The sequence below is a fragment of the Sphingomonas gilva genome, assembly GCF_003515075.1.
GTDB classification, from domain to species: domain Bacteria; phylum Pseudomonadota; class Alphaproteobacteria; order Sphingomonadales; family Sphingomonadaceae; genus Sphingomonas; species Sphingomonas gilva.
The window spans coordinates 182727-207377 of the sequence record NZ_QWLV01000004.1 but is presented as its reverse complement, the minus strand read 5'-3'; the positions used below and the strand labels follow the sequence as shown (position 1 = coordinate 207377).

The 24651-nt window shown below is 66.4% G+C and carries 17 protein-coding genes; 5 read left to right on the top strand and 12 right to left on the bottom strand.

Going from position 1 to position 24651, the window contains the following annotated elements; translation table 11 throughout:
- Positions 1-3: 3 nt before the first annotated feature.
- The 3 genes from D1610_RS11040 to D1610_RS11030 all read right to left on the bottom strand — a co-directional run bounded on the left by D1610_RS11040 (position 4) and on the right by D1610_RS11030 (position 5659).
- Positions 4-2487, bottom strand: coding sequence for a TonB-dependent receptor (locus D1610_RS11040; RefSeq protein ID WP_425453216.1), 2484 nt, complete (start codon positions 2485-2487; stop codon positions 4-6).
- Between the two features lie 152 nt (positions 2488-2639).
- Complete coding sequence (locus tag D1610_RS11035) at positions 2640-4256, bottom strand: tetratricopeptide repeat-containing sulfotransferase family protein (RefSeq protein ID WP_182466790.1); 1617 nt, start codon at positions 4254-4256, stop codon at positions 2640-2642.
- A 17-nt stretch (positions 4257-4273) separates the two neighbouring features.
- Positions 4274-5659: a M20/M25/M40 family metallo-hydrolase gene (locus D1610_RS11030; protein WP_118864229.1), complete on the bottom strand. Its 1386-nt coding sequence runs from the start codon at positions 5657-5659 to the stop codon at positions 4274-4276.
- Between the two features lie 226 nt (positions 5660-5885).
- On the opposite strand from D1610_RS11030, the gene manD reads away from it, so the two are divergent.
- From manD to D1610_RS11015, 3 genes are all read left to right on the top strand, one after another.
- Complete coding sequence (gene manD / locus D1610_RS11025; protein WP_118864228.1) at positions 5886-7097, top strand: D-mannonate dehydratase ManD; 1212 nt, start codon at positions 5886-5888, stop codon at positions 7095-7097.
- Positions 7098-7144: 47 nt separating this feature from the next.
- Positions 7145-10204, top strand: a complete 3060-nt coding sequence (locus tag D1610_RS11020) for a glycoside hydrolase family 2 protein (protein ID WP_245942164.1) — start codon at positions 7145-7147, stop codon at positions 10202-10204.
- Between the two features lie 64 nt (positions 10205-10268).
- Positions 10269-11546, top strand: a complete 1278-nt coding sequence (locus D1610_RS11015; RefSeq protein WP_118864226.1) for an MFS transporter — start codon at positions 10269-10271, stop codon at positions 11544-11546.
- Positions 11547-11597: 51 nt separating this feature from the next.
- Here D1610_RS11015 and D1610_RS11010 read toward each other — a convergent pair whose 3' ends face one another.
- Both D1610_RS11010 and D1610_RS11005 read right to left on the bottom strand, forming a co-directional pair.
- Positions 11598-14537, bottom strand: coding sequence for a TonB-dependent receptor (locus tag D1610_RS11010; RefSeq protein ID WP_147414315.1), 2940 nt, complete (start codon positions 14535-14537; stop codon positions 11598-11600).
- An 87-nt stretch (positions 14538-14624) separates the two neighbouring features.
- A complete protein-coding gene (locus tag D1610_RS11005; RefSeq protein ID WP_118864224.1) occupies positions 14625-15638 on the bottom strand; it encodes a glycoside hydrolase family 43 protein in 1014 nt (337 codons plus the stop codon).
- A gap of 211 nt (positions 15639-15849) precedes the next feature.
- On the opposite strand from D1610_RS11005, the gene D1610_RS11000 reads away from it, so the two are divergent.
- Together D1610_RS11000 and D1610_RS10995 are read left to right on the top strand one after the other, a co-directional pair.
- Entirely contained in the window at positions 15850-16863 is a 1014-nt protein-coding gene (locus tag D1610_RS11000; RefSeq protein ID WP_425453217.1) for a glycoside hydrolase family protein, read from the top strand.
- Positions 16864-16879: 16 nt separating this feature from the next.
- The gene (locus D1610_RS10995) at positions 16880-18172 is read left to right on the top strand and encodes a glycoside hydrolase family 172 protein (RefSeq protein WP_118864222.1); all 1293 of its coding nucleotides are present in this window, start codon (positions 16880-16882) and stop codon (positions 18170-18172) included.
- Positions 18173-18438: 266 nt separating this feature from the next.
- Here the strand turns inward: D1610_RS10995 and D1610_RS10990 are convergent, their stop codons facing one another.
- From D1610_RS10990 to D1610_RS10960, 7 genes are read right to left on the bottom strand one after another with little or no spacing between them, the layout of a single operon-like run.
- Complete coding sequence (locus D1610_RS10990) at positions 18439-19053, bottom strand: LutC/YkgG family protein (protein ID WP_118864221.1); 615 nt, start codon at positions 19051-19053, stop codon at positions 18439-18441.
- A complete protein-coding gene (locus D1610_RS10985) occupies positions 19050-20441 on the bottom strand; it encodes a lactate utilization protein B (RefSeq protein ID WP_118864220.1) in 1392 nt (463 codons plus the stop codon). The genes D1610_RS10990 and D1610_RS10985 overlap by 4 nt, the downstream gene beginning before the upstream one ends.
- Complete coding sequence (locus D1610_RS10980; protein ID WP_118864219.1) at positions 20438-21202, bottom strand: (Fe-S)-binding protein; 765 nt, start codon at positions 21200-21202, stop codon at positions 20438-20440. The genes D1610_RS10985 and D1610_RS10980 overlap by 4 nt, the downstream gene beginning before the upstream one ends.
- A complete protein-coding gene (locus D1610_RS10975) occupies positions 21199-22116 on the bottom strand; it encodes an alpha/beta hydrolase (RefSeq protein WP_118864218.1) in 918 nt (305 codons plus the stop codon). Before D1610_RS10975 ends, D1610_RS10980 begins: the two co-directional genes overlap by 4 nt.
- Positions 22107-22862, bottom strand: a complete 756-nt coding sequence (locus D1610_RS10970; protein ID WP_118864217.1) for a rhamnogalacturonan acetylesterase — start codon at positions 22860-22862, stop codon at positions 22107-22109. The genes D1610_RS10975 and D1610_RS10970 overlap by 10 nt, the downstream gene beginning before the upstream one ends.
- On the bottom strand, positions 22859-23623 hold the full coding sequence (gene lra1, locus D1610_RS10965) for an L-rhamnose 1-dehydrogenase Lra1 (protein WP_118864216.1): 765 nt from the start codon (positions 23621-23623) through the stop codon (positions 22859-22861). The genes D1610_RS10970 and lra1 overlap by 4 nt, the downstream gene beginning before the upstream one ends.
- Positions 23620-24474: an IclR family transcriptional regulator gene (locus tag D1610_RS10960; protein ID WP_118864215.1), complete on the bottom strand. Its 855-nt coding sequence runs from the start codon at positions 24472-24474 to the stop codon at positions 23620-23622. Before D1610_RS10960 ends, lra1 begins: the two co-directional genes overlap by 4 nt.
- Between the last annotated feature and the right edge of the window lie 177 nt (positions 24475-24651).

The window sequence follows — 24651 nt, the reverse complement described above, 5'->3', positions numbered from 1 at the left end:
CCTTCAGAACTTCCTGCCTGCGCGTATCCCTATCGTACGGGGCGTGCTGTAGACGATGTAGGTCCGCTGGCCGCAATTGCCGCAGGCCTGGAACCTGGTGAGCTGCGCCCGTTCGTCGAAGATGTTCTGCGCGAAGATCTCGAACGAATAGTCCCCGAAATTCCCGCCCAGCGCGAGATTGGCGGTGGTGAACGCCTCGAGGCGGCCGATCGAGGCGGCCGAGGCCACGCGGATGTCCGACGATGCCGAGCTCTGGTGCGCGACCAGCCCCTGGATGTAAGCAGTCCCCGTGCCGCCGACCGGTATCGAATAGCGAGCCGTGCCGTTGATCTTGAACTGCGGCGTGATCGGAAGGCGAGTGCCCGCCGGCGCCGCGATGGAATTGTCCGGACCCGAGCAGGTGTAGGTGGGATCGTCGATCGCGCACAAATTCTGCTTGGTCTTGGCGTCGGTGTAGGAGCCTGCGACGGTCAGCGAAAGGCCGCCGGTGATCAGGTTCGCGTCCATCTCGATCCCGCGGATGCGCGCGTCGGGGCCGTTATGGATCTCGGTGAAGCTGTTCTCGCCGAGGAAGGAGAACTGGAAGGTCTTCCATTCCTGCTGATAGACCGCGCCGTTCAGCCGCAACAGCCCGTCGAACAGCGTCGTCTTCGCGCCGATCTCGTAATTGGTCAGGAAGTCGGCGGCATAGGGCGCGACGTCACCGCGGCGGTTGATGCCGCCGGGCCGGAAACCCCGCGACCAGGTGCCGTAGAGCAATATGTTCTCGGTCGGCTTCCATGTCAGGTTGAGCCGGTGGGTGAAGCCCTGGCCGTCGGCCTTCTCGGGAGAGACGGTGCCGGTCGACGGGCTGTACACGCCCAGATTGGTGCACGGTCCGCCGGCGACTGCGGGCGGCAGCAGCGTGCGCGTCCGCCCGGCGAGCTCGGCATCGCGCAGCCGGATCCCCTCGACTGTGAAGCAGCTGGCGACGCCCGTCCGCGAGCTGCCCGCCGCGTTGGGCGGCGGATTGTCCTCCGCGTCCTGTATATAGGCCGGATTGCGGCCGAAGCCGAAGAAGCCGATCAGCGAATTATCGTAGATGAACGCGCGGCCGCCCGCCGTAAGCGTCAGGTTCGGCAGGATGTCGAAGCTCGCCTCGCCGAACATCGCATAGTCCTTGTCGACGCGGAACTGTTCGGTCAGCCACAATGTGCCGGGCAGGCCGTTGACCGAGACCAGCGGGCCGAGACCGGGGATCTGGTAGTCCTGGTGAATCTCGTTGGTCTGGCGCTGGTAGAACAGCCCGGCGACGACGCGGAAGCGCGCGTCCTGCGGAGAAGCGACGCGAAATTCCTGGCTCACCTTCTTGAAATGATCCGAAGCGACCACCCATTGGCGCGGATCGATCGTGTTGCCGTCGGCGTCCTGATAATAGAAATAGCCGGCAAGCCCGCCGACCGACGCATAGAGCGAATCATAGGCTTCGGAATAGTCGGTATAGTCGGTCGCGCTCGCTGTCGTGCGATCGAGGAAGGCGCCGGCATAGGTGACGTCCCAATTGCCGATCCTGCCTTCGATCGTCAGCGCCGCCTGGATGAAGCGTTCCTTGCGATAATCGGGATAGAAGCGCTGGACCTGCAGGTCGCCGACCAGCGGATCGGAGCCATAGATGCCGCCGGTCTTCTGCTCCTGATAGATGACCGTCGGCGTCACGGTCCAATTCTCGTCGAGATCGACCTTGAGCGCGGCGCGGCCGCCATAGACCTCGTTCTGGTTGAAATTCTCCTCGACGAAGGCGTCGTTGTCGACGGTGATGCCGCCTTCCTCCGGCAGGAAGCTCCGCGTGCCGGGGACGTTGTCGATATAGCCGGCGTCGCGCTGGTAGAAGCCGACCACCCGCAACGCCGCGTTCTGCGACAACGGGATGTTGAGGAAACCCTCCAGCTTGCCGCCGATATCGCCGTCCTCGACGGTGTTGATCTCGCCGTCGATCGCGCCTGAGAAGGCGGCGGTGCTCGGCTTGTTGGTGATGATGCGGATCGTGCCCGCCTGCGACGAGGCGCCGTAGAGCGTCCCCTGCGGCCCGGCCAGGCTCTCGATGCGGGCGATGTCGTAGATATGCACGTCGAGCGTGCCGCCGATGGTCGATACCGGCTGCTCGTCGAGATAGACGCCGACCGAGGGCAGCGATCCCGAATGATTGCCGTCACCGCCCGACGCGACGCCGCGCATGTAGACCGTGGTCACACCCGGCTGGAGGCTCTGGAACGCCACGGACGGAAGGAGCTGCGAATATTCCTCGAAATTGCCGATATTGAGCTCGTCGAGCTTGCGCGTGCCGAGCGCCTGGATGCTGATCGGCACGTTCTGCAGGTTCTCCTCGCGCTTCTGCGCGGTGACGATGATGTCGGCATATTGCTGCTGGGCCGGCGTCGCCTGGGCGTCGGCGGCGGCCTCCTGATCCTGCGCATGCGCCGGCGGCACGATGACCGCCGTGGTGGTCAACAGGAGCGTCAGTGCAGCGCTGCGTATGTTTCGATCCATCGCTTCCCCCACGACACGAAACTATGTGCCGAAAAGGGTGTTCGCATCCGCAACATCCGTCAACGGGGGCGATGCGGCCGTTTTCATTTCGTGGGCGCAACGTGACAGTTTTGTCACGCTGGTCCGGCGCCGCCTTCCGCAAATGGCGGGATCGCCGGGTAGCGGGCGAGCACCTCGCCCAGCGCAGCCTCGAGCGGCCCCAGCCATGCCGCATAGGGCCGCCATGCCTCGGTGCCTTCGCGGAAGATCGGCTGGCGCACCTGCTCCGAGCTCGCCGTGCGCACCGCGCGCTCGGTCTTGTGGAATTCCAGGCAGGCGGGCTCGAAATCCAGGCCGCATGCGGCGAGCAGCGCCCTCACCTCGCCTTCCGTGTCCTCGACCATCTTCTCGTAGAACACCCGGTGCACCCGGCCGGGCAGCACCGCGTCGAGATGCGCCATCAGCCGCACATAATCGCGGTAGTAGCGCCCCATATCCTCGAGCCTGTAGCTGAACGCCTGCCCGCGCGCGAAATGCTGCTTGAAGTTGGAGAAGCAGCAGCCGAGCGGATGCCGCCGCGCATCGATGATCTTCGCGCCGGGCAGGATCAGGTGGATGAAGGGAACATGCGCCCAGTTGTTGGGCAGCTTGTCGATGAACAGCGGCCGATCGGTGCGGCGCTGCACGCGGGTGCGGTCGAGATATTCCTCGCCCAACGCGCGCAGCCTGTCGGGCGCGAGCTCGGCGAGGTGCTCGGGATAGTCGGGCCAGCGACGCGCAAGCACCGGAATGTCGGGCAGCTCCGACGTGCCCTCGACCTGGCTGTGGCTGGAGAGGATCTGCTCGATCAGCGTCGAGCCCGCGCGGGGCATGCCGAGAATGAAGATCGGATCGGGCTCGCCGCACCCCAGCCCCGCGCGCTCCACGAAGAATTGGGGCGTGGCGATCGCGATGCTGCGATCGACAAAGTCTTGCGTCTCGTCCGCGTCATAACTGATCCTGGTGCGTCTGAGCGCATTGCCCGCGGCATAATGCTCGAACGACTCCGCCGCCCGTCCGCGATCCTCGAACGCCTTACCCAGCGCGAAATCGAGATGGAACCGGTCCTCGTCCGAAATGTCGCTACGCGCGAGGGCCTTCTGCATCGCGGCGATGTCCGCATCGTCGAAGCGGACGGTCTTGAGGTTGGCGAGGCTCCACCACGCCTCGCCCAGCTCGGGCATCAGATCGATCGCCCGGCGATAGGCGGCGACGCCGTCGGCCTGCCGGCCGACCGTCTTCAGCATATGGCCGTAGGACATCCACACCTTGGGCTGGCGCGGCGTTTCCTTCAGCACCGCCCGATATAGCTCGATCGCCTCGTCGAACCCACCGACGCGGCCAAGCGCCGCCGCCTTCAGGTTGGCGTGACCGGGATTGTCGGGCTCCTCCTCCAGCACCCGGTCGAGCTCGGCGACCGCCTCGGCCGCGCGGTTCTGACGGTAGAGGACGATGGCGAGATTGGCGCGGGCGGCGGTAAAGCCCGGCGACAGCTCGACCGCGCGACGCAGCAGGTTCTCGGCATCCTTGTATCGCCCGATCCGCCCCGCAAGCTCCGCAAGCATGCGGATCGCCTGGACATCGAACGGGTCCGCCTTGAGGTGCGCCTTCAACAGCGGCTCGGCCTCCGCCAGCCGGTTGTCGTGCAGCGCCAGCGCGGCATCGATCAGACGCTGCGGCCAATGTCGCGGAACAGGCGCAGGCCGGGCCATCCGGTGGAACCGGACGCCTATTTCGAAAGGTCGGCGAGCAACGAGCGGTAATAGCGGATCGCCAGCGGAACGTTGTCGATCGGGGTGCGCTCGTTCAGCCCATGGCTGAAATCGTCCGATTCCTTGATGAACAAGGGGCTGACGCCATAGCTCGGAACGCCGACCGAGCGATACCACATCGAGTCGCTCGCGCCCGCGGACATGCTCGGGAACACCGGCACGCCGGGCCGGATCCCGGCCAAAGCCTTCTTGACCGCCGCAGTCAGATCGGGCCGCAGCGGCGATGCGTCGGTCGGGTTCGATCCTTCGGTCACGTCCTTGAAGGTGACCGCCGGCTCGGCAGCCACCTTCTCGAGTTCCGCCATCACCGCGGCGGGCTTCACTCCCGGAAAGATGCGGCAGTTGATGTTGGCGGTCGCGCGCTGCGGCAGGGCGTTCAACGCGTGCCCGCCCGACACCATGGTGGAAACGCAGGTGGTGCCGATCTGCCCGACATAGGCCGGGCTCGCCGCCAGCGTCTCGATCGCCGCCTTGTCGGCCGGATCGGCGGCGAACGCCCGCATCGCCGCACCGAGTTCGGGCGTCTGGCGCGGGGCGATGCCTTCGAAATAGCCCTTGGTGATCGGGCTCAGCTGCGGGGTGAAGCGATGGCTTCCGATCCGCACCAGCGCCGCGGCGAGCTGATTGATCGCATTGTCCTTGCGCGGCGCAGAGGAATGGCCGCCCGGATTGGTCACGCTCAGTTCGAAGTCGGCATAGGTCTTCTCGGCTGCGCCGATCGTGAAATATTGCGGCTTGCCGTCCTCGCCGAGCAGCCCCCCGCCGCCATCTATGTTGAGGACCATTTCGCCGTTCCTGAGCTGCTCGGCGAGGATCGCCGAGGTCTTCATCGTCGTCTCCTCGTCGCCCGAAAGCGCGAGCACGATGTCCCGGCGCGGCTTGAAGCCGGCGCGTTTCATTTCGACCAGGGTCGCCGCCGCCAGCGCGATGTCCAGCTTCATGTCGGTCGCGCCGCGGCCATAGATATAGCCGTTCTCGACCACCGCGGTGAACGGATCGCGTTCCCAGTCGGCCGGCTTCGCCTCCACCACGTCCATATGGCCGGAGATGACGATCGGCTTCGCGGCGCTGTCCGTTCCGCGATAGCGCGCCACCAGATAGGCGGTGTCGTCCACCGGTGTGACCGTCACGTCTTCGGCGGCGAACCCTCCCGCAACCAGCTGCTGCTTCAGATAGGCGGCGAATTGCGGCGTCTGGTTGCCCGGGCCCCGCACCGTCCGGAACCCAATCGAGCGCTTGGCGAGCTCGATCGCCTCTATGGCGGTCCGGTCGGCCGTTTGCGCAGGCAGCGCGTCCGCCGCGGTGGAAGCTGTCAGCGCCGCGATCCAGACCAATCGATGCATAACCGCCCCTTTCGAACTTGTCCCGAAGCCGCGCTTCGACAGGGCAAGTTGTGGGACTTTGCCGAAGATGGCAACCGGAGACATCAACGCAAATTGGCTTGGCCAATCTTGTAGCGTATAGGCGAGATTAGCGGCATGGCCTCATTTCCCCGCTTGACAGCGGATCATAATTGGGCGACCAATTTGTCGCAATTAATGAAACTTAATTCCATCTTGTGAGATCATAATGTCGATTATCACCGACGCCCGAGTGATCGTGACCAGTCCTGGTCGTAATTTCGTGACGTTGGAGGTGCGCACGAAGGATGGTGTGACGGGTTTGGGCGATGCGACCTTGAACGGCCGCGAGCTTTCGGTGGCGAGCTATCTTGGCGATCATGTCATTCCGTGCCTGATCGGGCGCGATGCGCACCGGATCGAGGATATCTGGCAGTATCTCTACAAGGGCGCCTATTGGCGGCGCGGGCCGGTGACGATGACCGCGATCGCCGCGGTCGACATGGCCTTGTGGGACATCAAGGGCAAGGTCGCGGGGCTTCCGGTCTATCAGCTGCTGGGCGGGGCCTCGCGCGAGGGCTGCATGGTCTATGGCCATGCCAATGGCGCGAGCATCGAGGCGACGATCGAGGCGGCGCTCGACTATCGGGAGCAGGGCTACAAGGCGATCCGGCTGCAATCGGGGGTGCCGGGGCTGGCCTCGACCTACGGCGTCTCCAAGGACCGCTATTTCTACGAGCCGGCCGATGCCGACCTGCCGAGCGAGAATCTGTGGTCGACGGAGAAGTATCTCCGCTCGGTCCCGCCCCTGTTCGAGGCTGGCCGCGAGGGGCTCGGCTGGGACGTGCACCTGCTCCACGACGTCCACCACCGGCTGACCCCGATCGAGGCGGGCCGGCTGGGCCGGGACCTCGAGCCCTACCGCCCGTTCTGGCTGGAGGATGCGACGCCGGCCGAGAACCAGGAGGCGTTCCGCCTGATCCGCCGGCACACCACCACGCCGCTTGCGGTGGGCGAGATCTTCAACTCGGTCCATGACTGCCGCCAGCTCATCCAGGAGCAGCTGATCGACTATGTCCGCGCGACCGTGGTCCATGCCGGCGGCATCACCCATTTGCGCCGGATCGCCGCGCTCGCCGATCTCTACCAGGTCAGGACCGGCTGCCACGGCGCCACCGACCTCTCGCCCGTCTCGATGGCGGCCGCACTCCACTTCGGCCTCTCGGTGCCCAATTTCGGCATCCAGGAATATATGCGCCACACCCCAGAGACCGACGCCGTCTTCCCCCACGCCTACCGCTTCCAGGACGGCATGATGCACCCAGGCGACACACCCGGCCTCGGCGTCGACATCGACGAAACCCTCGCCGCCAAACACCCATACAAACGCGCTTACCTGCCCGTGAACCGCCTCCAAGACGGCACATTGTTCAATTGGTGAGAGATCGTTCGAACGGTCCGGACACATGCAAAAAGGGGATGATGAACATGGCCGCAATGCGGATTCTGGCGCTGCTCGGCGCTGCGAGCGTCATGACGATCGCCGGGGCCGCGCCGGCACGCGCGCATGACGCGTCCACCGTCGTCGCCTCGCCGCGCGCGACCTACAGCCTCAACCCCGGCTGGCGGATGACGACCGGCGACATCAAGGGGGCCGAGCAGCCCGGTTTCGACGACGCCAAGTGGCGGATCGTCACCCTGCCCAACGCCTTCAACGAGAAGCAGGCCTTCGCCCGCGACATCCGCGAGCTTTCGACCGGGATCACGTGGTATCGCAAGCGCATCACCCTTCCCGCCGGCGCCGAGCGCGGCAAGGCCTTCCTCGAGTTCGAGGGCGTCCGCCAGGCCGCCGAGGTCTGGGTCAATGGCCGGTCGGTGATCCTCTCCGAAAACGGCGCGATGGCGTTCGGCGCGGACATCACGCCGATGCTCAGGCCGGGCGAGAACCTGATCGCGGTCCGCGTCGACAACGACTGGCGCTACAAGGAGCGCGCGACCGGCAGCGGCTTCCAGTGGAACGACCGCAACTTCAACGTCAATTACGGCGGCATCACCAAGAATGTCCGCCTGCACCTGACGGGCAAGCTCTACCAGACGCTGCCGCTCTATTCGGGGCTGGGCACCACCGGCCAATATGTCTGGGCCGGTGATTTCGACCTGCGGGCGCGCGCGGCGACGATCCATGCCGAAACCCAGGTGCGCAACGACGGCGACGCGCCGCGCCGCATCGGCTACCGCGTCGAGATCCGCGACCGCGAAGGCAAGCTGGTCGGCCGCTTCGACGGCGAAGCCGACACCGTCCATCCCGGCAGCACCGAGACGCTGAGCGCCGCCGCGCGGCTCTCCGACCTCCATTTCTGGAGCTGGGGCTATGGCTATCTCTACACCGTCACCACCAGCCTGATCGAGGACGGCAAGGCGATCGACAGCGTCGACACCGTCACCGGTTTCCGGCAGACGCGCTTCGCCGACGGGATGATCGAATTGAACGGCCGCGTCATCCAGGTGCACGGCTATGCGCAACGCACCTCGAACGAATGGCCCGCAGTCGGCGTGTCTATCCCGCCCTGGATCAGCGACTTCTCCAACGCGCTGATGGTCGAAAGCGGCGGCAATCTCGTCCGCTGGATGCACATCACGCCCTCCAAGCAGGACGTGGAGTCCGCCGACCGGGTCGGCCTGATCCAGGCGATGCCCGCGGGCGACGCCGAGCATGACGTCGACGGCCGCCGCTGGGAACAGCGCAAGGAACTGATGCGCGACGCGATCATCTACAACCGAAACAACCCGTCGATCCTGTTCTACGAAGGCGGCAACGAGAGCATCAGCGACGCGCACATGGCCGATCTGATGGCGATCCGCGACCGCTACGATCCGCACGGCGGCCGGGCGATCGGATCGCGCGAGATGCTGGACAGCGAGATCGCCGAATATGGCGGCGAGATGCTCTACATCAACAAGAGCTCGGACATCCCGATGTGGGCGATGGAATATTCGCGCGACGAGGGCGCCCGCGCCTATCAGGACGAACACACCCCGCCCTTCCACACGGATTCGCCCGACTACAACCGCAACCAGGACAGCCACGCGGTGGAGGATGTCCGCCGCTGGTGGGACTATTACCGCGTCCGCCCCGGCACCGGCGAGCGGGTGAGTTCGGGCGGGGTCAACATCATCTGGTCGGATTCGAACACCCATTTCCGCGGCGACAACAATTACCGCCGCTCGGGCGAGGTCGATCCGGTGCGGCTGCCCAAGCAGGGCTTCTTCGCGCACCAGGTGATGTGGAACGGCTGGGTCGAGCCGGAGAAGCCCGCGACCCACATCATCGGCCATTGGAACTATGCCGTCCGCACGGCGAAGGACCTGATGGTGGTCTCGAACGGCGAGAGCGTCGAGCTGTTCCTGGGCGACCGCTCGCTCGGCAAGGGCAAGCACGAATACGGCTTCCTGTTCACCTGGCCCAAGGTCCAGTGGCGGCCCGGCACGCTGCGCGCGGTGGCGACCCACGCCGACGGCAGCCGATCGGAACATGCGCTCGAGACCGCGGGCGCGCCCGCCGCGATCCGCCTGACCCCGCGCACCAGCCCGCGCGGCTTCGTGATGGACGGCGCCGACGTCGCGCTGGTCGATGTCGAGGTGGTCGATGCGCAGGGCCGGCGCGTCCCGACCGCCGGCCACAAGGTCTCGTTCGAGCTCGACGGCCCCGCCGAATGGCGCGGCGGCATCGCCCAGGGCGATTCATCGGGCAAGCCGCGGCCCGAGGTTCCCGTCGCGCAGGAATCGATCCCCGGCACCACCAGCCACCCCGGCACCGCCCGGCACGAGGACAATTACGTCCTGTCGCGCACCCTGCCGGTCGAGGGCGGCGTGAACCGCGTGCTGCTGCGCGCGGGCACGCGGAAGGGCGCGGTCCGGCTCACCGCCACGGCGGAGGGGCTGAAGAGTGCGACGGTAGCGATTCCGGTCGTGCTTCCGGAACCGGCGACGAACGGGCTCTCCCCGGACTTCCCGGAGCATCATCAGCCGGGGCTGCTCACGCGCGGGCCGACACCGGCCGGCCCATCCTATCGCCCTACCCGCTCCACTATCCTCCCCTCGCGCATCGTCGCCGGCTCGAACCAGGCCGAGGCCGAGCGCAGCGTCGACGACAACGAGCTCTCGCGCTGGGCGAGCGACGGCAAGCGCGAGACCGCCTGGATCGAATATCATTTCGACCGTCCGGTGACGCTGAGCGAGATCGAGCTCAAACTCGTCGGCTGGCGCTCGCGCAGCTATCCCCTGCGCTTCACGCTCGACGGGCGCACCGTCTGGCAGGGCGAGACCGAGCGCAGCCTGGGCTATGTCGGCCAGGCGTTCGCGCCCGCCACCGGCCGCGTGCTGCGGATCAGCCAGACGGGCCCGGTCACCGATCGCGACGGTTTCGGCAACATCGTCGAGCTCAGCACCGCGCGCCAGGCCGGCGACACCGGCGCCAACGAGGTGCCGCCCGGCTGGGGCCTGGGCATAGTCGAGGCGGATTTCCACGGACCGGCGCCGCGCGACTAGCGCAGCCCGACCAGAGCGACAGAGCGACGCGGAATGCCGCGCGCCGAACCTGAGAGGATCGACAATGGCGACGAACAGCCCGGCGACGCCGGCAAGCCGGATGACCCGCAACCGCTGGACGGTGTGCGCGCTGCTCTTCTTCGCCACCACCATCAACTATATCGACCGGCAGGTGATCGGCATCCTGAAGCCGGTGCTCGAAACCGAGTTCGGCTGGAGCGAGCTCGACTATGCCGACATCGTCTTCTGGTTCCAGGCGGCCTATGCGATCGGACTGTTCGCGGTCGGCCGCTTCGTCGATCGGGTCGGCGTCAAATGGGGCTATGCGATCGCGGTGATCGTGTGGAGCATCGCCGGCATGGCGCATGCGGGCGCGCGGACGGTGGCGGGCTTCGCGATGGCGCGCTTCGCGCTCGGCATCGGCGAGGCGGGCAACTTCCCGGCGGCGGTGAAGGCGACCGGCGAGTGGTTCCCGAAGAAGGAACGCGCGCTCGCCACCGGCATCTTCAACGCCGGCTCCAACGTCGGCGCGATCCTGACGCCCTTGGCTGTGCCGCCGATCGTCATCGCCTGGGGCTGGCAGGCGGCGTTCCTCATCACCGGCGCGCTGGGTTTCGTCTGGGTGATCCTGTGGCTGCTCACCTATCGGCTGCCGGAGGACCATCCCAAGGTCTCCCCGGCCGAGCTGGCGCATATCCGTTCCGATCCGGCCGAAAGCACGGAGAAGATCGGCTGGCTGGCGCTGCTCCGCTACCGCCAGACCTGGGCGTTCGCGGTCGCCAAGTTCATGACCGATCCGATCTGGTGGTTCTTCCTGTTCTGGCTGCCCGATTTCTTCGCCAAGACCTATGGCCTCGATCTCGTCAGCTTCGGTCCGCCGCTGATCGCGGTGTACCTCATCGCCGATGTCGGCAGCGTCGCCGGCGGCTGGCTGTCGTCGCATCTCATCAAGCGCGGCTGGACCGTCAACGCCGGGCGCAAGACGGCGATGCTCGCCTGCGCGCTGTGCGTGGTGCCGGTCAGCCTCGCCATCCATGCCGAGAACCTGATCGTCGCGGTGGCGATCATCGGGCTGGCGGCGGCGGCGCACCAGGGCTGGTCGGCCAATGTCTTCACGCTCGTATCCGACCTGATGCCGCGCCGCGCGACCGCCTCCGTGGTCGGCATCGGCGGCATGGCGGGCGCGATCGGCGGGATGCTGATGGCGAAATATGCCGGGCACGTGCTGGAGAGCGTCGGCAACTACACGCCGATCTTCGCGCTGATCGGCTCGGTCTATCTGATCGCGCTGCTGATCGTCCACCTGATCTCGCCCCGGCTGGAACCGGCGCGGATCGATTGAGGATTGTCGCGATCCGGGCCCGACCCGGATCGCGAGTTAAGCAACATGCGCTCAGAAGCGGAAGCGGACGCCGAGCGAATACACCCGCTCCAAAAATTTGGTTTGTCGAGGGAAGGGCTTGCCGGGTTCATATTCGCGGTAAATCTCAATCGGATCGCCAAGCAGATTGGTGGCGTCGAACGCGATTGTGATGTTCTCGACCGGGGTGGTCGTCAGGGACAGGTCGAGCACGCCGCGGCCCTTGTGCATCAACGGAAGCACCGGGCCATCACCGCCGAACGGCAATCCTGTCTCGGGGTTGATGTCGCCCGTTCCGGGATCGAAGACCCGGCCATACTCGATCACGAAGTCGGATCGATAATTGTAGGCGAGACGCGCCGAGAACTTCGGCTTCTCGTACAGAGCGACGATGTTGTAGGCGTATTCCGAGACTCCAGGCAGGCGCGGCCGGTCCGGGCTGCCCGGCGGCACATTGCCGGCCAGCTGCGAAGGCAGCTGCGACTCCGCATCGATATAGGTGAAGTTCGCCTGGAGGCCGAAGCCGCGCGCCCATTCTGGCACCCAGTCGACGTCCAAGAAGCTGGCGAACGCAGCTTCGATGCCCTGGATCCGGCCTTCGCCACCATTGACCGGAATGCTAGTGCGGAGCCGTCCAAACTCAGGATCCTGCGTCTCGGTTGTGATCCGCGAGATGAAGCCGTTCACATCGCGGCGGAACGCCGCCAGAGTTACCGAACCCGCGCGCGAGAAATACCATTCAAGGCTTGCGTCATAGTTGGTGGAGGTGAGTGGTCCGAGATCCGGATTACCGGCGCTCGTTCCCCGGAAGCAGTTCGGGTTGTCGGGACCGCTGCCGGGAATCTGCGGATTGGGAATACAGATGGTGGGCGGCGTTCCGATCGCGAAGGACGGGTTGAGATCGAAGAAGTTCGGCCTAGTCCGCGTTTGGGTATAGGCTAGGCGTAGTTGCACCTCTCCGAGTACGGCCCGCAACGAAGCGTTCGGCAGGAAATCGTCATATTCGTTCGACCGGTCTACGCCGGTGAACTCGTAGATGGGATCATTATTCTCATCGATTCCAATCTGCTCACGCTGGGTGCCGGCGATCGTGGTTTCGGTACGAATCGCACGGATGCCGACATTGCCGTCAAAAGCGACCGCACCAGCATCGAAGCCGTATTTCACCTGGGCATAACCGGTGTATGACTTTTCGTCGGCGAGGAACGTCTGGACCGGATCGAAATCAGGGAAGCCTTCTGGTGCGCCAGCAACCTCGCGCAGTATCTCCACATTATCCCAGATGCTGTCGCGCACAGGCTGAATAAAGGTGCGGAACCGCTGCACGTCGTCGCCACGGAAGCCCGGAGCCACCGGCGCGAATTCCAGCGGAATCCGCTGGCCATCGATCTGCAGGTTTCCGAGCATACGCGGGAAGGGAAATTCCTCGCCAATATATAGGTCGCCACGCCGCCGGGCGGCGCTGCGATCGTCGTAACGAACGCCCGCCTGGATTCGCTTCAGGAAACCGGCGTCGAGATCGTAGGTGACGTCGACGCGCGCCTGAAGGTCATCGCCCTCCGCGCGTAAATTCTCCTGAAACAAACCGCGATAGAGGAAATTGTCCAGGTCCGAACCGTCAAAGTCGCGGAAGCTGAAAAACGCGCCCGGCGCGTCGAAATTAACGTCGCGCACCGGTGAATAGGCGAAAGCGTGATCGACGTTGATGGCGCGCAGCGTGAACGTCGAGTCGGTGTAAGCGACATCGCCCGATATGGTCAGCGCGTCATTGGTGTAGATGGCGCCGAGCGCACCCTGATAGGTGTCGGTCTTGGCCCGCGTGGTGCCCTGGAAGCCGTCGGGACGGAAGTCGATCGCATTGGGGTAGCTCGCCGTCAGGCTCTGCGCGCGGACGCCGTCGTCCATCAGCTGTACGTTGGACAACTGGACGTTGCCGAACAGCGGCACGAACAGGAAGGTATTGGTGTCCTTGCTGCGGAATCCCTGGAACAGACCATCCGCATAGATTTCGAGATTGGGTGTCGGTTTCCACTGGATGGTCGCCGTCGCCGACGGGCGCCACCGCTCGCCCGCGCCGTAGAACATCGCCGTGGCGTCGGGATAGCGGAAGGTGTCCTCAAGATAATCGAAGTCTTCGCCCTCGTCGTCGTTCAGCCGGCCGATGCCCGCGACAAGGCTCTGCTCGCGCGTCGAATCGAGGTGGCGCAACTTGGTGTAGGCGGCGTTGACGAGGATGCCGATCTCGCCGATGCCCGTATCCCAGCGGTTGCTGATCAGGAAATTGCCGTTCCAGTCGAACTCCTGCGCCTGGTCGGTGTGTACGGCGTTGAGCGATCCGAACGCCTCGAAACCGCTGAAATCGAACGGCCGGCGCGAGCGGACATTGACCTGCCCGCCGATGCCGCCTTCGATGAGATTCGCGGTCGAGGACTTGTAAACCTCGAGCGCCGCGACCGAGCCTGCGGGGAAGTCCTGGATCTGGACGAAGCGTCCCTCGGCGGTGAAAATCTCGCGGCCATTATAGGTGGTGGTAATGTCGGGCAGGCCGCGCACCTGCACTTGCGCGGCCTCGCCCGCCGCGCGATTGACCTGCACGCCGGTGACGCGCGCCAGTGCGGCGGACGCGGTGATGTCGGGCAGCTTGCCGATATCCTCGGCGACGATCGCGTCGACGATGCCTTCCGAATTGCGCTTGATCGCCTGCGAAGTTTCAAGGCTGCGGCGGAGGCCGGTGACGACGATCTCGTCGCCTGACTGGTCGGCGACCGGCGGCGCGTCCTCCACCGTCTGCGCTTCCTGTGCCGTCGCCTGATCCGCCGGCGGCGCGTCGGTCGATTGGGCAAATGCGGGCGTGACGCCCATGAACAATGCGATCACCGACGCGGTGCCGCGAAAACGCGCAATCCGGGCCATCCGTCCCTCCCCACCTGTTGCCTGGTGATCGGCGCGGGTTTTCCCCGCTGCCTTCGCCATCTGCCCATAGAGCAAGCCCCGACCTGCGCCGCAAGGTCTAAAACGTATTTATCGTATTTAAAAAATGATTGTGGTTTCGAAGCAACATCAGCGGCGGCGGGACGAGGGTGGATCGAGCGGCGTATCGGCCCCCGCCGGCACCGGGAAGTCGGGCCGCCCGTCGGCGGTCCAGCCGAAGCGCTGGATGCGCGGCGACCGCTTGGAGGTGCATTTCCGATCGGGGCCGGTGTTGGCGTGATAGATGATCCAGTTCTCGCGGCCGTCGGGCGAGGTGAAGAAGCCGTTGTGGCCGGTCGCATAGACGTTGTTCTCGGGCGCCTTGGCGAGAACGGGGCGCGGCGCCTTGGTCCAGGCGGATGCGTCCATCGGATCGCTGCCGGGCGGCGCGCGGAGCAGGCCCAGCGCGTAGTCGTCGGACCAGCAGGCGCTCGCCGAATAGCTCAGGAACAGATCGCCACGGGGGCCGAGGAGGAACTCCGGCCCTTCGAGGATCTGCCGCCCGCCCTGCCGCTCCCAGGCGAGATCGGGCCGCGCCAGGATCACCTCCTCTCCCGCCAACGTCCACGGATCGGCCATCTTCGCGATCGCCAGCACGCTGTCCGGACCGACATAGGGCGAATAGACGAAGTATCTTTCGCCGCCATATTCGAAGGTCGTGCCATCAATCCCCGCGTGCGCGGTGTTGATCCTGCCGCGATCGATCCACTCGCCGGTCGTCGGATCGGTGCCGGCATTCTCCAGCACGAACACGCCGCGATGCTCGTCGCCGTCATGTCCGCTCGCGGCGGCGGTGTAATAGACGTACCATTTGCCGTCGATGCGATGCAGCTCGGGCGCCCAGATCGATTGCGCGTTGGGGCCTTGCGCGGGCGGCGTCCAGATCGTCTTTGGCTCCGCTTCGGCGAGCTTGGTCAGATCGCGCGTCCGCCAGATCGCCAGCCGGTTCCCAAGCGTGTGCATGTAGTAATAGGTATCGCCGTCGCGCGTGACCCAAGGATCGGGACCGGACGGCAGCAGCGGGTTCGTGAAGCGGGCTGACGAATGCTCGCTCGCCGTCCGGTCGGTCGCGCAGCCGCCGAGCATCGCCGCGCCCAGCGCCATTGCGAGGACCAGGCTGCGCCGAGGCGTTGCTGAAGCCCGAATCCGCATCACTCCTCCGACATCAAACATATATATCGGATAAATGGGTTGACCACGCTTGGCAATCGGCGCTCATATCCGGCGATGGACGGCCGCATGCCCCAAGTGCAATGCAGGAACGGCACGCCAGAGGGGAGGCAGGACGGTGCTTCGAACGCTCATCTTCAGCGCAATCGCGCTGACCGTCGCGGCCGCGGCACCGGCGCAAGACTCCCCCAGGGCGCAGCCCGTTCCCGGCGCGCCGGTCACGCCCTACATCCATCCCGACAAGGCCTATCTCTTCGCGCACATGACCAAGGCGCGCTACGGCGTGCTCCATTATTCGGTCAGCCTGGACGGGTTTCACTGGCAGGCGCTGAACGGCGGCCGCGCGGTTTCCGAGGATTATCACGGCCACGCCTCGATCGCGCAGGGGCCGAACGGACGCTATTACCTGGTCGGCAACAAGAGCGATTCCGATCCGCTGATCCGCTTCTGGGTCTCCGACGATCTCATCCGTTGGGCGCCGTTTGGCACCTACCGGCCCGATCTTTCCAACATCAAGGAGCACCCGCACGCCCTGCAGCGGATCGGCGCGCCCAAGCTCCATTACGACAAGCCTTCGGCGCGCTTCCTGCTCACCTGGCATACGCCCAACGTGCCCGGCTCGCCCGACGATCCGGAGCGCTACTGGGCCAGCCAGAAGACGCTGTACGTGCTGTCGAAGGACCTGAAGAGTTTCGCCGCGCCGCCGCGCCGGCTGCTGCCCTGGGACATGGCAACGATCGACACCATCGTCCAGCCCAATGACGGTGGCGGCTATTGCGTCATCGTCAAGGACGAACGCTATCCGTCGTACAACTGGGTCACGGGCAAGACGGTGCGGATGAGCTGCGCCGACGAGCTGCTCGGCCCCTATCCCGAGCCCGGCCCGCCGCTCAGCCCCAATTTCCGCGAGGCGCCGACGCTGATCCGCGCGCCGAACGGCGCCGACTGGCTGCTGTATTACGAGCAATATGCCGGGACGAGCTACGGCCTCTCGATGGCGCCGCGGCTCGAAGGGCCGTGGTATCAGGTGTCGGGCAACAGCGGCGTGCCCGAATGGAACCGCTTCGAGATGCCGGCCGGCGTCCGCCACGGATCGATGATCGCGATCAGCCGCAAGCAGTACGACGCCATCGTCGCCGCCTTTCCGAGCAACAAATGAACAAGGGAGCAAGCCGATGTCGAACCGCTTGATCGGATGCGCGATCCTCGCGGTCGCCGCGTTGACGCCGTCCGCCGCCCATGCGCAGGCGACCGAGCGCGCCTCGCTGCACCTCTTCTCCCAGTCGGGCGAGCCCGCCTGGACCAGCCCCGAGAACCCGACGGGCGAAAAGGGCGCCGGCGGCATCGAGAACAAGGGCGGCAAGGGTCATGCGTTCGAGACGATTCCGGCAGGCGGCAGCCATGTCCTCGCCGATATCGCGGGCGCCGGCATCATCGACCGCATGTGGATGACGATCGACGACCGCTCGCCCGAACGGCTGCGCGCGCTGGTGCTGGAGATGTACTGGGACGGCGCGGCGACGCCGGCGGTGTCGGTGCCGCTGGGCGACTTCTTCCTGCACGGCGCGGGCGAGATGCGCCCGCTCGAGACCGAGCTCCTGTCGAGCGCGGAGGGCCGCTCGTTCGTCTCCTATATCCCGATGCCCTTCCGCAAGGGCGCGCGCATCGTCGTGCGCAACCAGTCGGACAAGCAGCTGTCGCTGATCTTCTTCGACATCAACCACCGTCGGCTACGCTCGCAGCCCGAGGATGCGATGTATTTCCACGCCTGGTGGTCGCGCGACCGCGCGACGACGCTGGGCGACGCGCACGACGTGCTGCCGCGCATCACCGGCCGCGGACGGTTCGTGGGCATGAGCATGACGGTCCTGACCAACCCGGCGTACGAGAAGAGCTGGTGGGGCGAAGGCGAGATGCGCATCTCGCTCGATGGCGATGGCGACCGGCATTCGCTCGTCGGCACCGGCGCGGAGGATTATATCGGCACCGCCTGGGGCCAGGGCGCCTTCGTCAACCGCTTCCAGGGCGCGCCGATCTCGGACGAGAGCACCGGCCGCTGGACCTTCTACCGCTTCCATGTGCCCGATCCGATCTTCTTCGATTCCGACATCAAGGTCGAGCTGCAGCAGATCGGCGGCTGGCCCAAAAAGGAGGTGATGCGGCTCCAGAAACAGGGCGCGCCGCTGATCCCCGTGACGATCGATCCCGGATCGCGGATCAATTTCCAGCAGCTGCTGAAAGGCGACAAGCCCGTGCCGCTGGACACGCCCGGCCTGCCGGAAGGCTGGACCAATTTCTACCGCAGCGACGACGTCGCCTCGGTCGCCTATTTCTACCTCGACCGACCGGAGAACGGCCTGCCGCGTATCGCGCCGGTCGAGGCGAGGCTCGCCGGCATCCGCAAGCCCCCGGAAAAGAAGCCGGAAACCAAGCCGGTCGAAGCCTATACGCCGCCCGCCGCGGACTAGGGTCCAAACTCAATTAGAACAGGGATCGTGATCGCCCGGAGAAGCCCGCTGGCCGCGTCGCTTGCTTGCGCGTAGCTTTGGCTACGCGACTGCGCTGTGCTCCTTGCCAGCGGGTTTCTCCGGGCGACCGCCTCCGGCGGCGGGCGGCTTTTGGCGCCATGCGGCGTCGCGCGTCGGTCACGATGCTATGGCATCGCTCCCTCCTTGCTCCTAGCCTGGTGCCAAAATCCGCTCCGTCACGACCCTGTTCTAATTGGGTTTGGACCCTAGCCGACCAGCACGACATGGAGGAAGCGCGGGCCGTGCGCGCCGCGGACATACTGTCCCTCGATATCGGTGGTGCCGCTGACCCCGGTGATCCAGTAATGCGCGCGAGGCTGCGATCCGGAAAGCACGGCGTCTTCCAGATGGGGCACGATGGCCTCGGCGCGCAGCAGCACGATGTGATGCAGGCAGAGGAAGTTGGGCAGCATCGGCGCCTGGGGCGCGGTCTCGAGCACCAGCGATCCGGTCTCGGCGACGCCCACGCGGGCGATGGCCAACGCAGCCGGCTGATCGGGGGCGCAATCATGGCTGATGGCGAGACCGCTCCAGTCGAGCGCGGCTAGGTTTGGGTCGGGCGGAAGATAAAGCGCCGACGCCAAGCCTTGGGCGGCAAGATAACGTTGCGCCGCTCCGGGGAGGTCGGCCATCGCGCCGATACGCTCGAATGTGGCCCCCAACCTTGCTTGTGCGAGCTGCGCGAGAAAACCCCCGACGAGATCGGCAACGTCAACCACGGGCCGCTCAGGACGATCGAGCAGGCGAGTCGCCTCGACATCGAGCGTGGCGGGATCAGCCCCGCCGCGCAGCCGCCCGAGAATCGCTTCGCGCGCGTTCATCGCCGCCGCCCGCGCGCATATTGCGCCATGAAGCTCGCCGCTTCCGGCGCGGGCATGTCGCGGTGGCGCGTCCAGCCGCCGGCGAGCGGCAGCGAACGACTCCACCCGCCCCCGCCCCACAGCCGCATCCCCAGGATCGCGGCCGAGGTAGCGAAGCGATAGAGCCGGGGCCTTTTCGCAAGACACGCCCAAACCCGCACGCCCCAGCGCGTCGTCACAGGCTCCAGTCCTTCGCGCCAGCTCCGCTCGCGCCAGCCGCGCAGCAGCGTCGGCAACGGGATCGCGACCGGGCAGACCTCCTGGCATTTGCCGTTGAGCGTGCACGCCTGGGGCAGATCGCGATTGGCGGCGAGGCCGCTTAGCGCCGGGGTCAGCACCGCTCCCATCGGCCCGGGATAGGTGCCGCCATAGGCGTGGCCGCCGATCTGGCGGAACACCACGCAATGGTTCATGCACGCGCCGCAGCGGATGCAGCGCAGCATCTCGGCGAGACCCTCTTCGCGCATCGCGGTGCGGCCGTTGTCCACCAGCACGATGTGCATCTCCTCCGGTCCGTCGGCGTCGTCCGCACGCTTCGGCCCGGAGTAGAAGGTGGTGTATTGAGTGAGCGCCGCGCCCGTCGCGGAACGCGCCAGCATCCTGAGCATATGCACCGCATGCCCCATTGAGGGCACCAGCTTCTCGATCCCCGCGGTGACGATGTGGACGCGCGGCGGCACCAGCGACAGCTCGGCATTGCCCTCGTTGGTGACGGTGCACACCGCGCCCGTGTCGGCGACCAGGAAGTTCGCGCCAGAGATGCCGATATCGGCCCCCAGCATGCGTTCGCGCAGATGACGCCGCGCACTCTCCGCCATCGCGGCGATGCTCTCGTCCTCGTGCGGCGATGCGTGGTGCCGGCGAAACAGCGCGGAGACCTGGTCGCGCGTCTTGTGCATCGCCGGCCAGACGATGTGCGAAGGGGGCTCGTCGGCGAGCTGGATGATGTGTTCGGCAAGATCGGTCTCGATCCGCTCGATTCCCGCCTCGGCGAGGGCGTGCGGCAAACCGATCTCCTCGCCGAGCATTGATTTGGAACGGGCGACGGTCTTCGCGCCCGCCGCGCGGCAGATGTCGACGACGATCGCGCAGGCCTCATCGGCGGTCCCCGCCCAGTGGACGCGTGCGCCGGCCGCTACCGCGTTCGCCTCGAACCGCTCCAGATATTCGCCCAGATTGGCAATGACGTGATCCTTGATCGCCGCCGCCCGCGCCCGGGCCGCGGCAAAGTCAGGGAACGCCTCCACCGCCACCGCGCGATTCGCCTCGGCGGTGCCGGCGGTGCGTTCGACGGCGGTCTTGAGCACCGGATCGGCCAGCGCCGCCGCCGCGCGGTCGATGAAGCTCATCCCTCCTCGCCAATCGCGGAGCCGTCGCCCATCCCGGCGAGCAGCTCAACGGCGTGGAACGCGCGCACCTTCGATCCGCGCCGATGGAGCTTGCCCGCCATGTTCATCAGGCAGCCGAGATCGCCCGCGAGCAGCAATTCCGCCCCGCTCGCCTCGATCGCGTCGGCCTTCTCCTCGACGATCGCGTTGGAGATGGCGGGATATTTGACGCAAAAGGTGCCGCCGAAGCCGCAGCAGGTTTCTTCTCCGGCGAGGGGGACCAGTGCGAGCCCGTCGACGCCTGCGAGCAGCCGTCTCGGTTGCGTCTTGATTCCCAGTTCGCGCAGACCCGAGCAGCTGTCATGATAGACCGCGGTGGCGGCGCACACGGTATCGGGGCGCCAGCCGCGCACCTCGTCGAGATAGGCGAGCACCTCCCATGTCCGCTCCGCTAGGCCAACGGCGCGCTCGCGCCAGTCGGGATCGTCGGCCAGGAGCTCGGGATAGTGTTCGCGGATCGTCGCCGCGCACGATCCCGAGGGCACGACGACATGATCGTGTCCCTCGAGCGCGGCGATGGTGCTCTTCGCCAATGCTACGGCGGAGTCGCGGTCCCCCGAGTTGAGCGCTGGCTGACCGCAGCAGGTCTGCCCCTCGGGCGCCACCACCTCGCATCCCGCCGCCTCCAGCGCGCGGAGCGCGGCGAAGCCGATGCGCGGGCGGATCAGATCGACCAGGCAGGTGACGAACAGCGCGACGCGAGGGGAGCTTGCGGGCGTCATAGCCCGTGACGGCGGGCCCAGCCGAGGAACAGGTCCGACCAGGACTCCAGGCCTAGCCCATGGTCGCCCTTTTCGAACAGGTGGCATTCGGCGGGAACCTTGGCCGCCCTCAGCGCGCCAAGCATCGCGAGGCTGTTTTCTGGCGGCACGACGCGATCGTCCAGCGCGTGAGCCAGAAAGGTCGGCGGTGTGTTCCGGGAGACCGCGGCGTTGCCGGCAACATTTTCGGCTGCTGGGTTCTTGTCGATCAGTTCACGCCGCGACGTCCCATGCGCGTGCGGACCGTCGGTCAGGATCACCGGGTAGAGCAGTCCCGCCGCCTTCAAGCCCAACGGCATCGCATCTGCGCTGTCCTGAGCGGCATAGGCGGAGGTCTCGACGGTCGCCAACCGCGCCGCGACATGTCCGCCCGCCGAGAAGCCCAGAGCCCCGATCCGCGCCGGATCATAGCCCTCCCGCCGGGCACGCGCCCGGATCAGGCGCAGCGCCCTCTGCGCGTCCTGCAGCGGTGCGTTCGGCCCGGCCGCCCAGCCGTCGCCCGGCAGGCGATAGAGCAGCGTGTAGGTATGGAAGCCCGCATCGGCGAAATGCTGCGCCAACGCTCGCCCGCCCCGCCCGATCGCGACGCGGATATAGCCCCCGCCGGGAATCAGCATCAGCGCCGCGCCGTTGGGCTTGGCCGGGCGCGCCAGCGTCAGCTGCGGGCGAGTGACGTGAAGAAAGGCGGTGTCGTCCGCCGGACCATCGGCCGAGCGCGGGATCTCGCGCTGCGTCACCGTCACCCCTTCGCCGCCCGGGGCCTGGTTCGGCCAGAGCGCGATCGTCTCGCCGGGCGACTGCGCCGCGGGCAGCCGCGCCGCCACGCCCAGCGTCACGCCGCCGCCGATCAGCGTGCGGCGGTCGATCAGCGACATTCCCAGCTCCCGAGCGGAGTCTCGCGAGCGAGCGCCGGGCGGTCCTTACGCACCGCGTCCGACACCGGCAGTTCCAGCCGAGCGAGCGCATCGGCGATCAGGTCGGCGACATGCCGTGCGCCGAGCTCGCTGAAATGGGTGTCGTCCTCTATCCCCTTCGGAAAGGCGGCGACCTCCCCCGCATCATAATGCAGGAAATAGGCCTTGGCCCGCTCCTCCCCCGCTTCGGTCAGCCAGGTGCGCGAGAGCGCTTCGAGGTCGATCAGGGGGGTGTCGGTCTCGCGCGCGACGACCCGCGCGACCGACGAATATTCGGCGAAATCGGCCTGCGCCCGACCTTCGTAGAAGGAGCGCCGCGCCACCGGCGTCAGGATCACCGGCGTCGCTCCCTTCGCCTTCACATCGGCGACGAAGCGGGTGAGGTGGTGGCGGTAATCGGTCGCCGCCGGGGCATAGCGCGCGGGCCGATTGCGGTTGGCGTCGTTGTGGCCGAACTGGATCAGCACCGTGTCGCCGGCTTTCACATCGGCGATCAGCTTGTCCCAACGGCCTTCGCTGACGAAGGTGCGGGTCGATCGCCCGCCGATCGCGCGATTGTCCACCGCCACGCCATCCAGGCCGCATTGCAGCACCTGCCCCCAGCCCGATTGCGGATAGCGGTCCTGCCTGTAGGTCTGCGCGGTCGAATCGCTGGCGATGAAGACGGTCTGGCCGGCCAGCGCCAGTGCGGCGAGCGCGGCGATCACTGCAGGTTCACGAACATGCCGCCGTCGACCAGCAGCGCCGCGCCGGTGACATAGGCCGCCATGTCGGACGCGAGGAAGACGATCGGCCCGACCATGTCCTCCGGCTGGCCCAGCCGGCCGAGCGGCACGCGGCCTTCCATATATTCGCGCTTTTCAGGGTCGGCGAGATCGTCCTTGTTGATGTCGGTCAGGATCGTGCCGGGCAGCAGCGAGTTGCAGCGTATGCCGTGCTTGCCGAGCGCGATCGCGGTCGACTGCATCAGCGAGTGCACCCCCGCCTTGGTCGGCGTGTAGTGGGTCTGATACTCGCCGCCGACCAGCGCGGAGATCGAAGAGACCGCGATGATCGATCCGCCATGCCCCTGCGCGACCATCTGCCGCGCGGCCGCCTGGACCATGAAATAGGCGCCGTGGAGGTTGACCCGCATGGTCCGCTCCAGCGTCTCGACCGGCATGTCGAGAAAGGCGTGGAACGGGCAAATGCCGGCATTATTGACCATTACGTCGACCTTGCCGAAAGCCTCGACCGCGCGCGCGACGAACTCGCCCGCCGTTTCGGGCAGCGACACGTCGCCCTTGACCGCGATCGCCTTGCCGCCGGCGCGTTCGATCTCGGCGACGCAGGCCTCGGCCCCGGCATCGTCGCGGCTGTAGTTGATCGCGACCGAGGCGCCCGCCGCCGCGGCGCCGATCGCCGCCGCGCGACCGATCCCGGCCGACGCGCCAGTCACCAACAGAGTCTTGCCTTCGAGCAGCCTCACCCCTTGTCCTTTCCTCGCTTCCTTGTCGCCGGCGCCTCCGCCGCATCGGCTTGCGGACGCCAGCCGAGCTCGGCACTGATCCGATCCGCGGCGGCGCGCACATCGGCGGTCAAGGCCGCCATGCGCGCATCATCCATATACTGCGCCGCGCTCGATACGCTGATTGCCGCAGCGATCTTGCCCGACGCATCGCGCACGGGTGCGGCGACGCAGCGGATCAGATCCTCATTCTCTTCCAGGTCATAGGCGCGGCCTTCCGTGACATAGCCGTACATCCGATCGAGCCAGAGCGCGTAATCGGCGCGTGGTGCGCCCGCCGCCTGATCGTCGTCGAACAGCTTCTGCCAGCGCACCGGCGTGTCATCGAGCAGCAGCGCCTTGCCGAGCCCCGTGGAGGTGAGCGGCTGACGATCGCCGACGCGGCTCGAAATCTCCACCCTCCGGCGGCCGGGAATCTTGTCGAGATACAGCGCCTGGTCGTTATCGAGTCGCCCGAGATGCACCGTGTCCTCGGTCTGCGCGGCGAGTTCCTCGATCAATGGACGGGCGACCTGGACCAGGTCGGTCCGGCTCTGCGCGAGAAAGCCGAGATGCAGCAGCTTGGGCCCCAGCTGATAGCCTTCGCGCGGCAGGAAGGTGAGAAAGCCGCGATCGATCAGCGCATTGGCCAGCCGGTGCGTGGTGGAGCGCGTCAGCCCCATCCGCTGCGCCAGATCGGCAAGCTTGATAGGGCCGTCGGTCACCTTGTCGAGCATGTCGAGTCCGCGCAGCAGCGTCTGGCTGCCCTGCACCTTGCCGCCGCGCCGCGGCGAAGCGTCTTCTGATTCTTCGTTTGACGTTGTTTGTCTCATCTACTAGTATCCTATCCCATAAAGTGAGAATGTAAACAGGACAAAGAAGCCCCCGCCTTCAAAAAGTCAGCGCACAACCCTGCCGGTCGCGGCGAACAAGCCCGTACCATATGCTGGTACGAGGTTCGCGATAAATCGGATAAGGGATGTGATTGATCGAAGGCGGCGTTTCGGGGG

Bases quoted from the DNA above. Each gene is read 5' to 3' on its own strand.
- D1610_RS11035 (WP_182466790.1), bottom strand. From the start codon at position 4,256: ATGGCCCGGCCTGCGCCTGTTCCGCGACATTGGCCGCAGCGTCTGATC.
- D1610_RS11030 (WP_118864229.1), bottom strand. From the start codon at position 5,659: ATGCATCGATTGGTCTGGATCGCGGCGCTGACAGCTTCCACCGCGGCG.
- manD (WP_118864228.1), top strand. From the start codon at position 5,886: ATGTCGATTATCACCGACGCCCGAGTGATCGTGACCAGTCCTGGTCGT.
- D1610_RS11020 (WP_245942164.1), top strand. From the start codon at position 7,145: ATGGCCGCAATGCGGATTCTGGCGCTGCTCGGCGCTGCGAGCGTCATG.
- D1610_RS11015 (WP_118864226.1), top strand. From the start codon at position 10,269: ATGGCGACGAACAGCCCGGCGACGCCGGCAAGCCGGATGACCCGCAAC.
- D1610_RS11010 (WP_147414315.1), bottom strand. From the start codon at position 14,537: ATGGCGAAGGCAGCGGGGAAAACCCGCGCCGATCACCAGGCAACAGGT.
- D1610_RS11005 (WP_118864224.1), bottom strand. From the start codon at position 15,638: ATGGCGCTGGGCGCGGCGATGCTCGGCGGCTGCGCGACCGACCGGACG.
- D1610_RS10995 (WP_118864222.1), top strand. From the start codon at position 16,880: ATGTCGAACCGCTTGATCGGATGCGCGATCCTCGCGGTCGCCGCGTTG.
- D1610_RS10990 (WP_118864221.1), bottom strand. From the start codon at position 19,053: ATGAACGCGCGCGAAGCGATTCTCGGGCGGCTGCGCGGCGGGGCTGAT.
- D1610_RS10985 (WP_118864220.1), bottom strand. From the start codon at position 20,441: ATGAGCTTCATCGACCGCGCGGCGGCGGCGCTGGCCGATCCGGTGCTC.
- D1610_RS10980 (WP_118864219.1), bottom strand. From the start codon at position 21,202: ATGACGCCCGCAAGCTCCCCTCGCGTCGCGCTGTTCGTCACCTGCCTG.
- D1610_RS10975 (WP_118864218.1), bottom strand. From the start codon at position 22,116: ATGTCGCTGATCGACCGCCGCACGCTGATCGGCGGCGGCGTGACGCTG.
- D1610_RS10960 (WP_118864215.1), bottom strand. From the start codon at position 24,474: ATGAGACAAACAACGTCAAACGAAGAATCAGAAGACGCTTCGCCGCGG.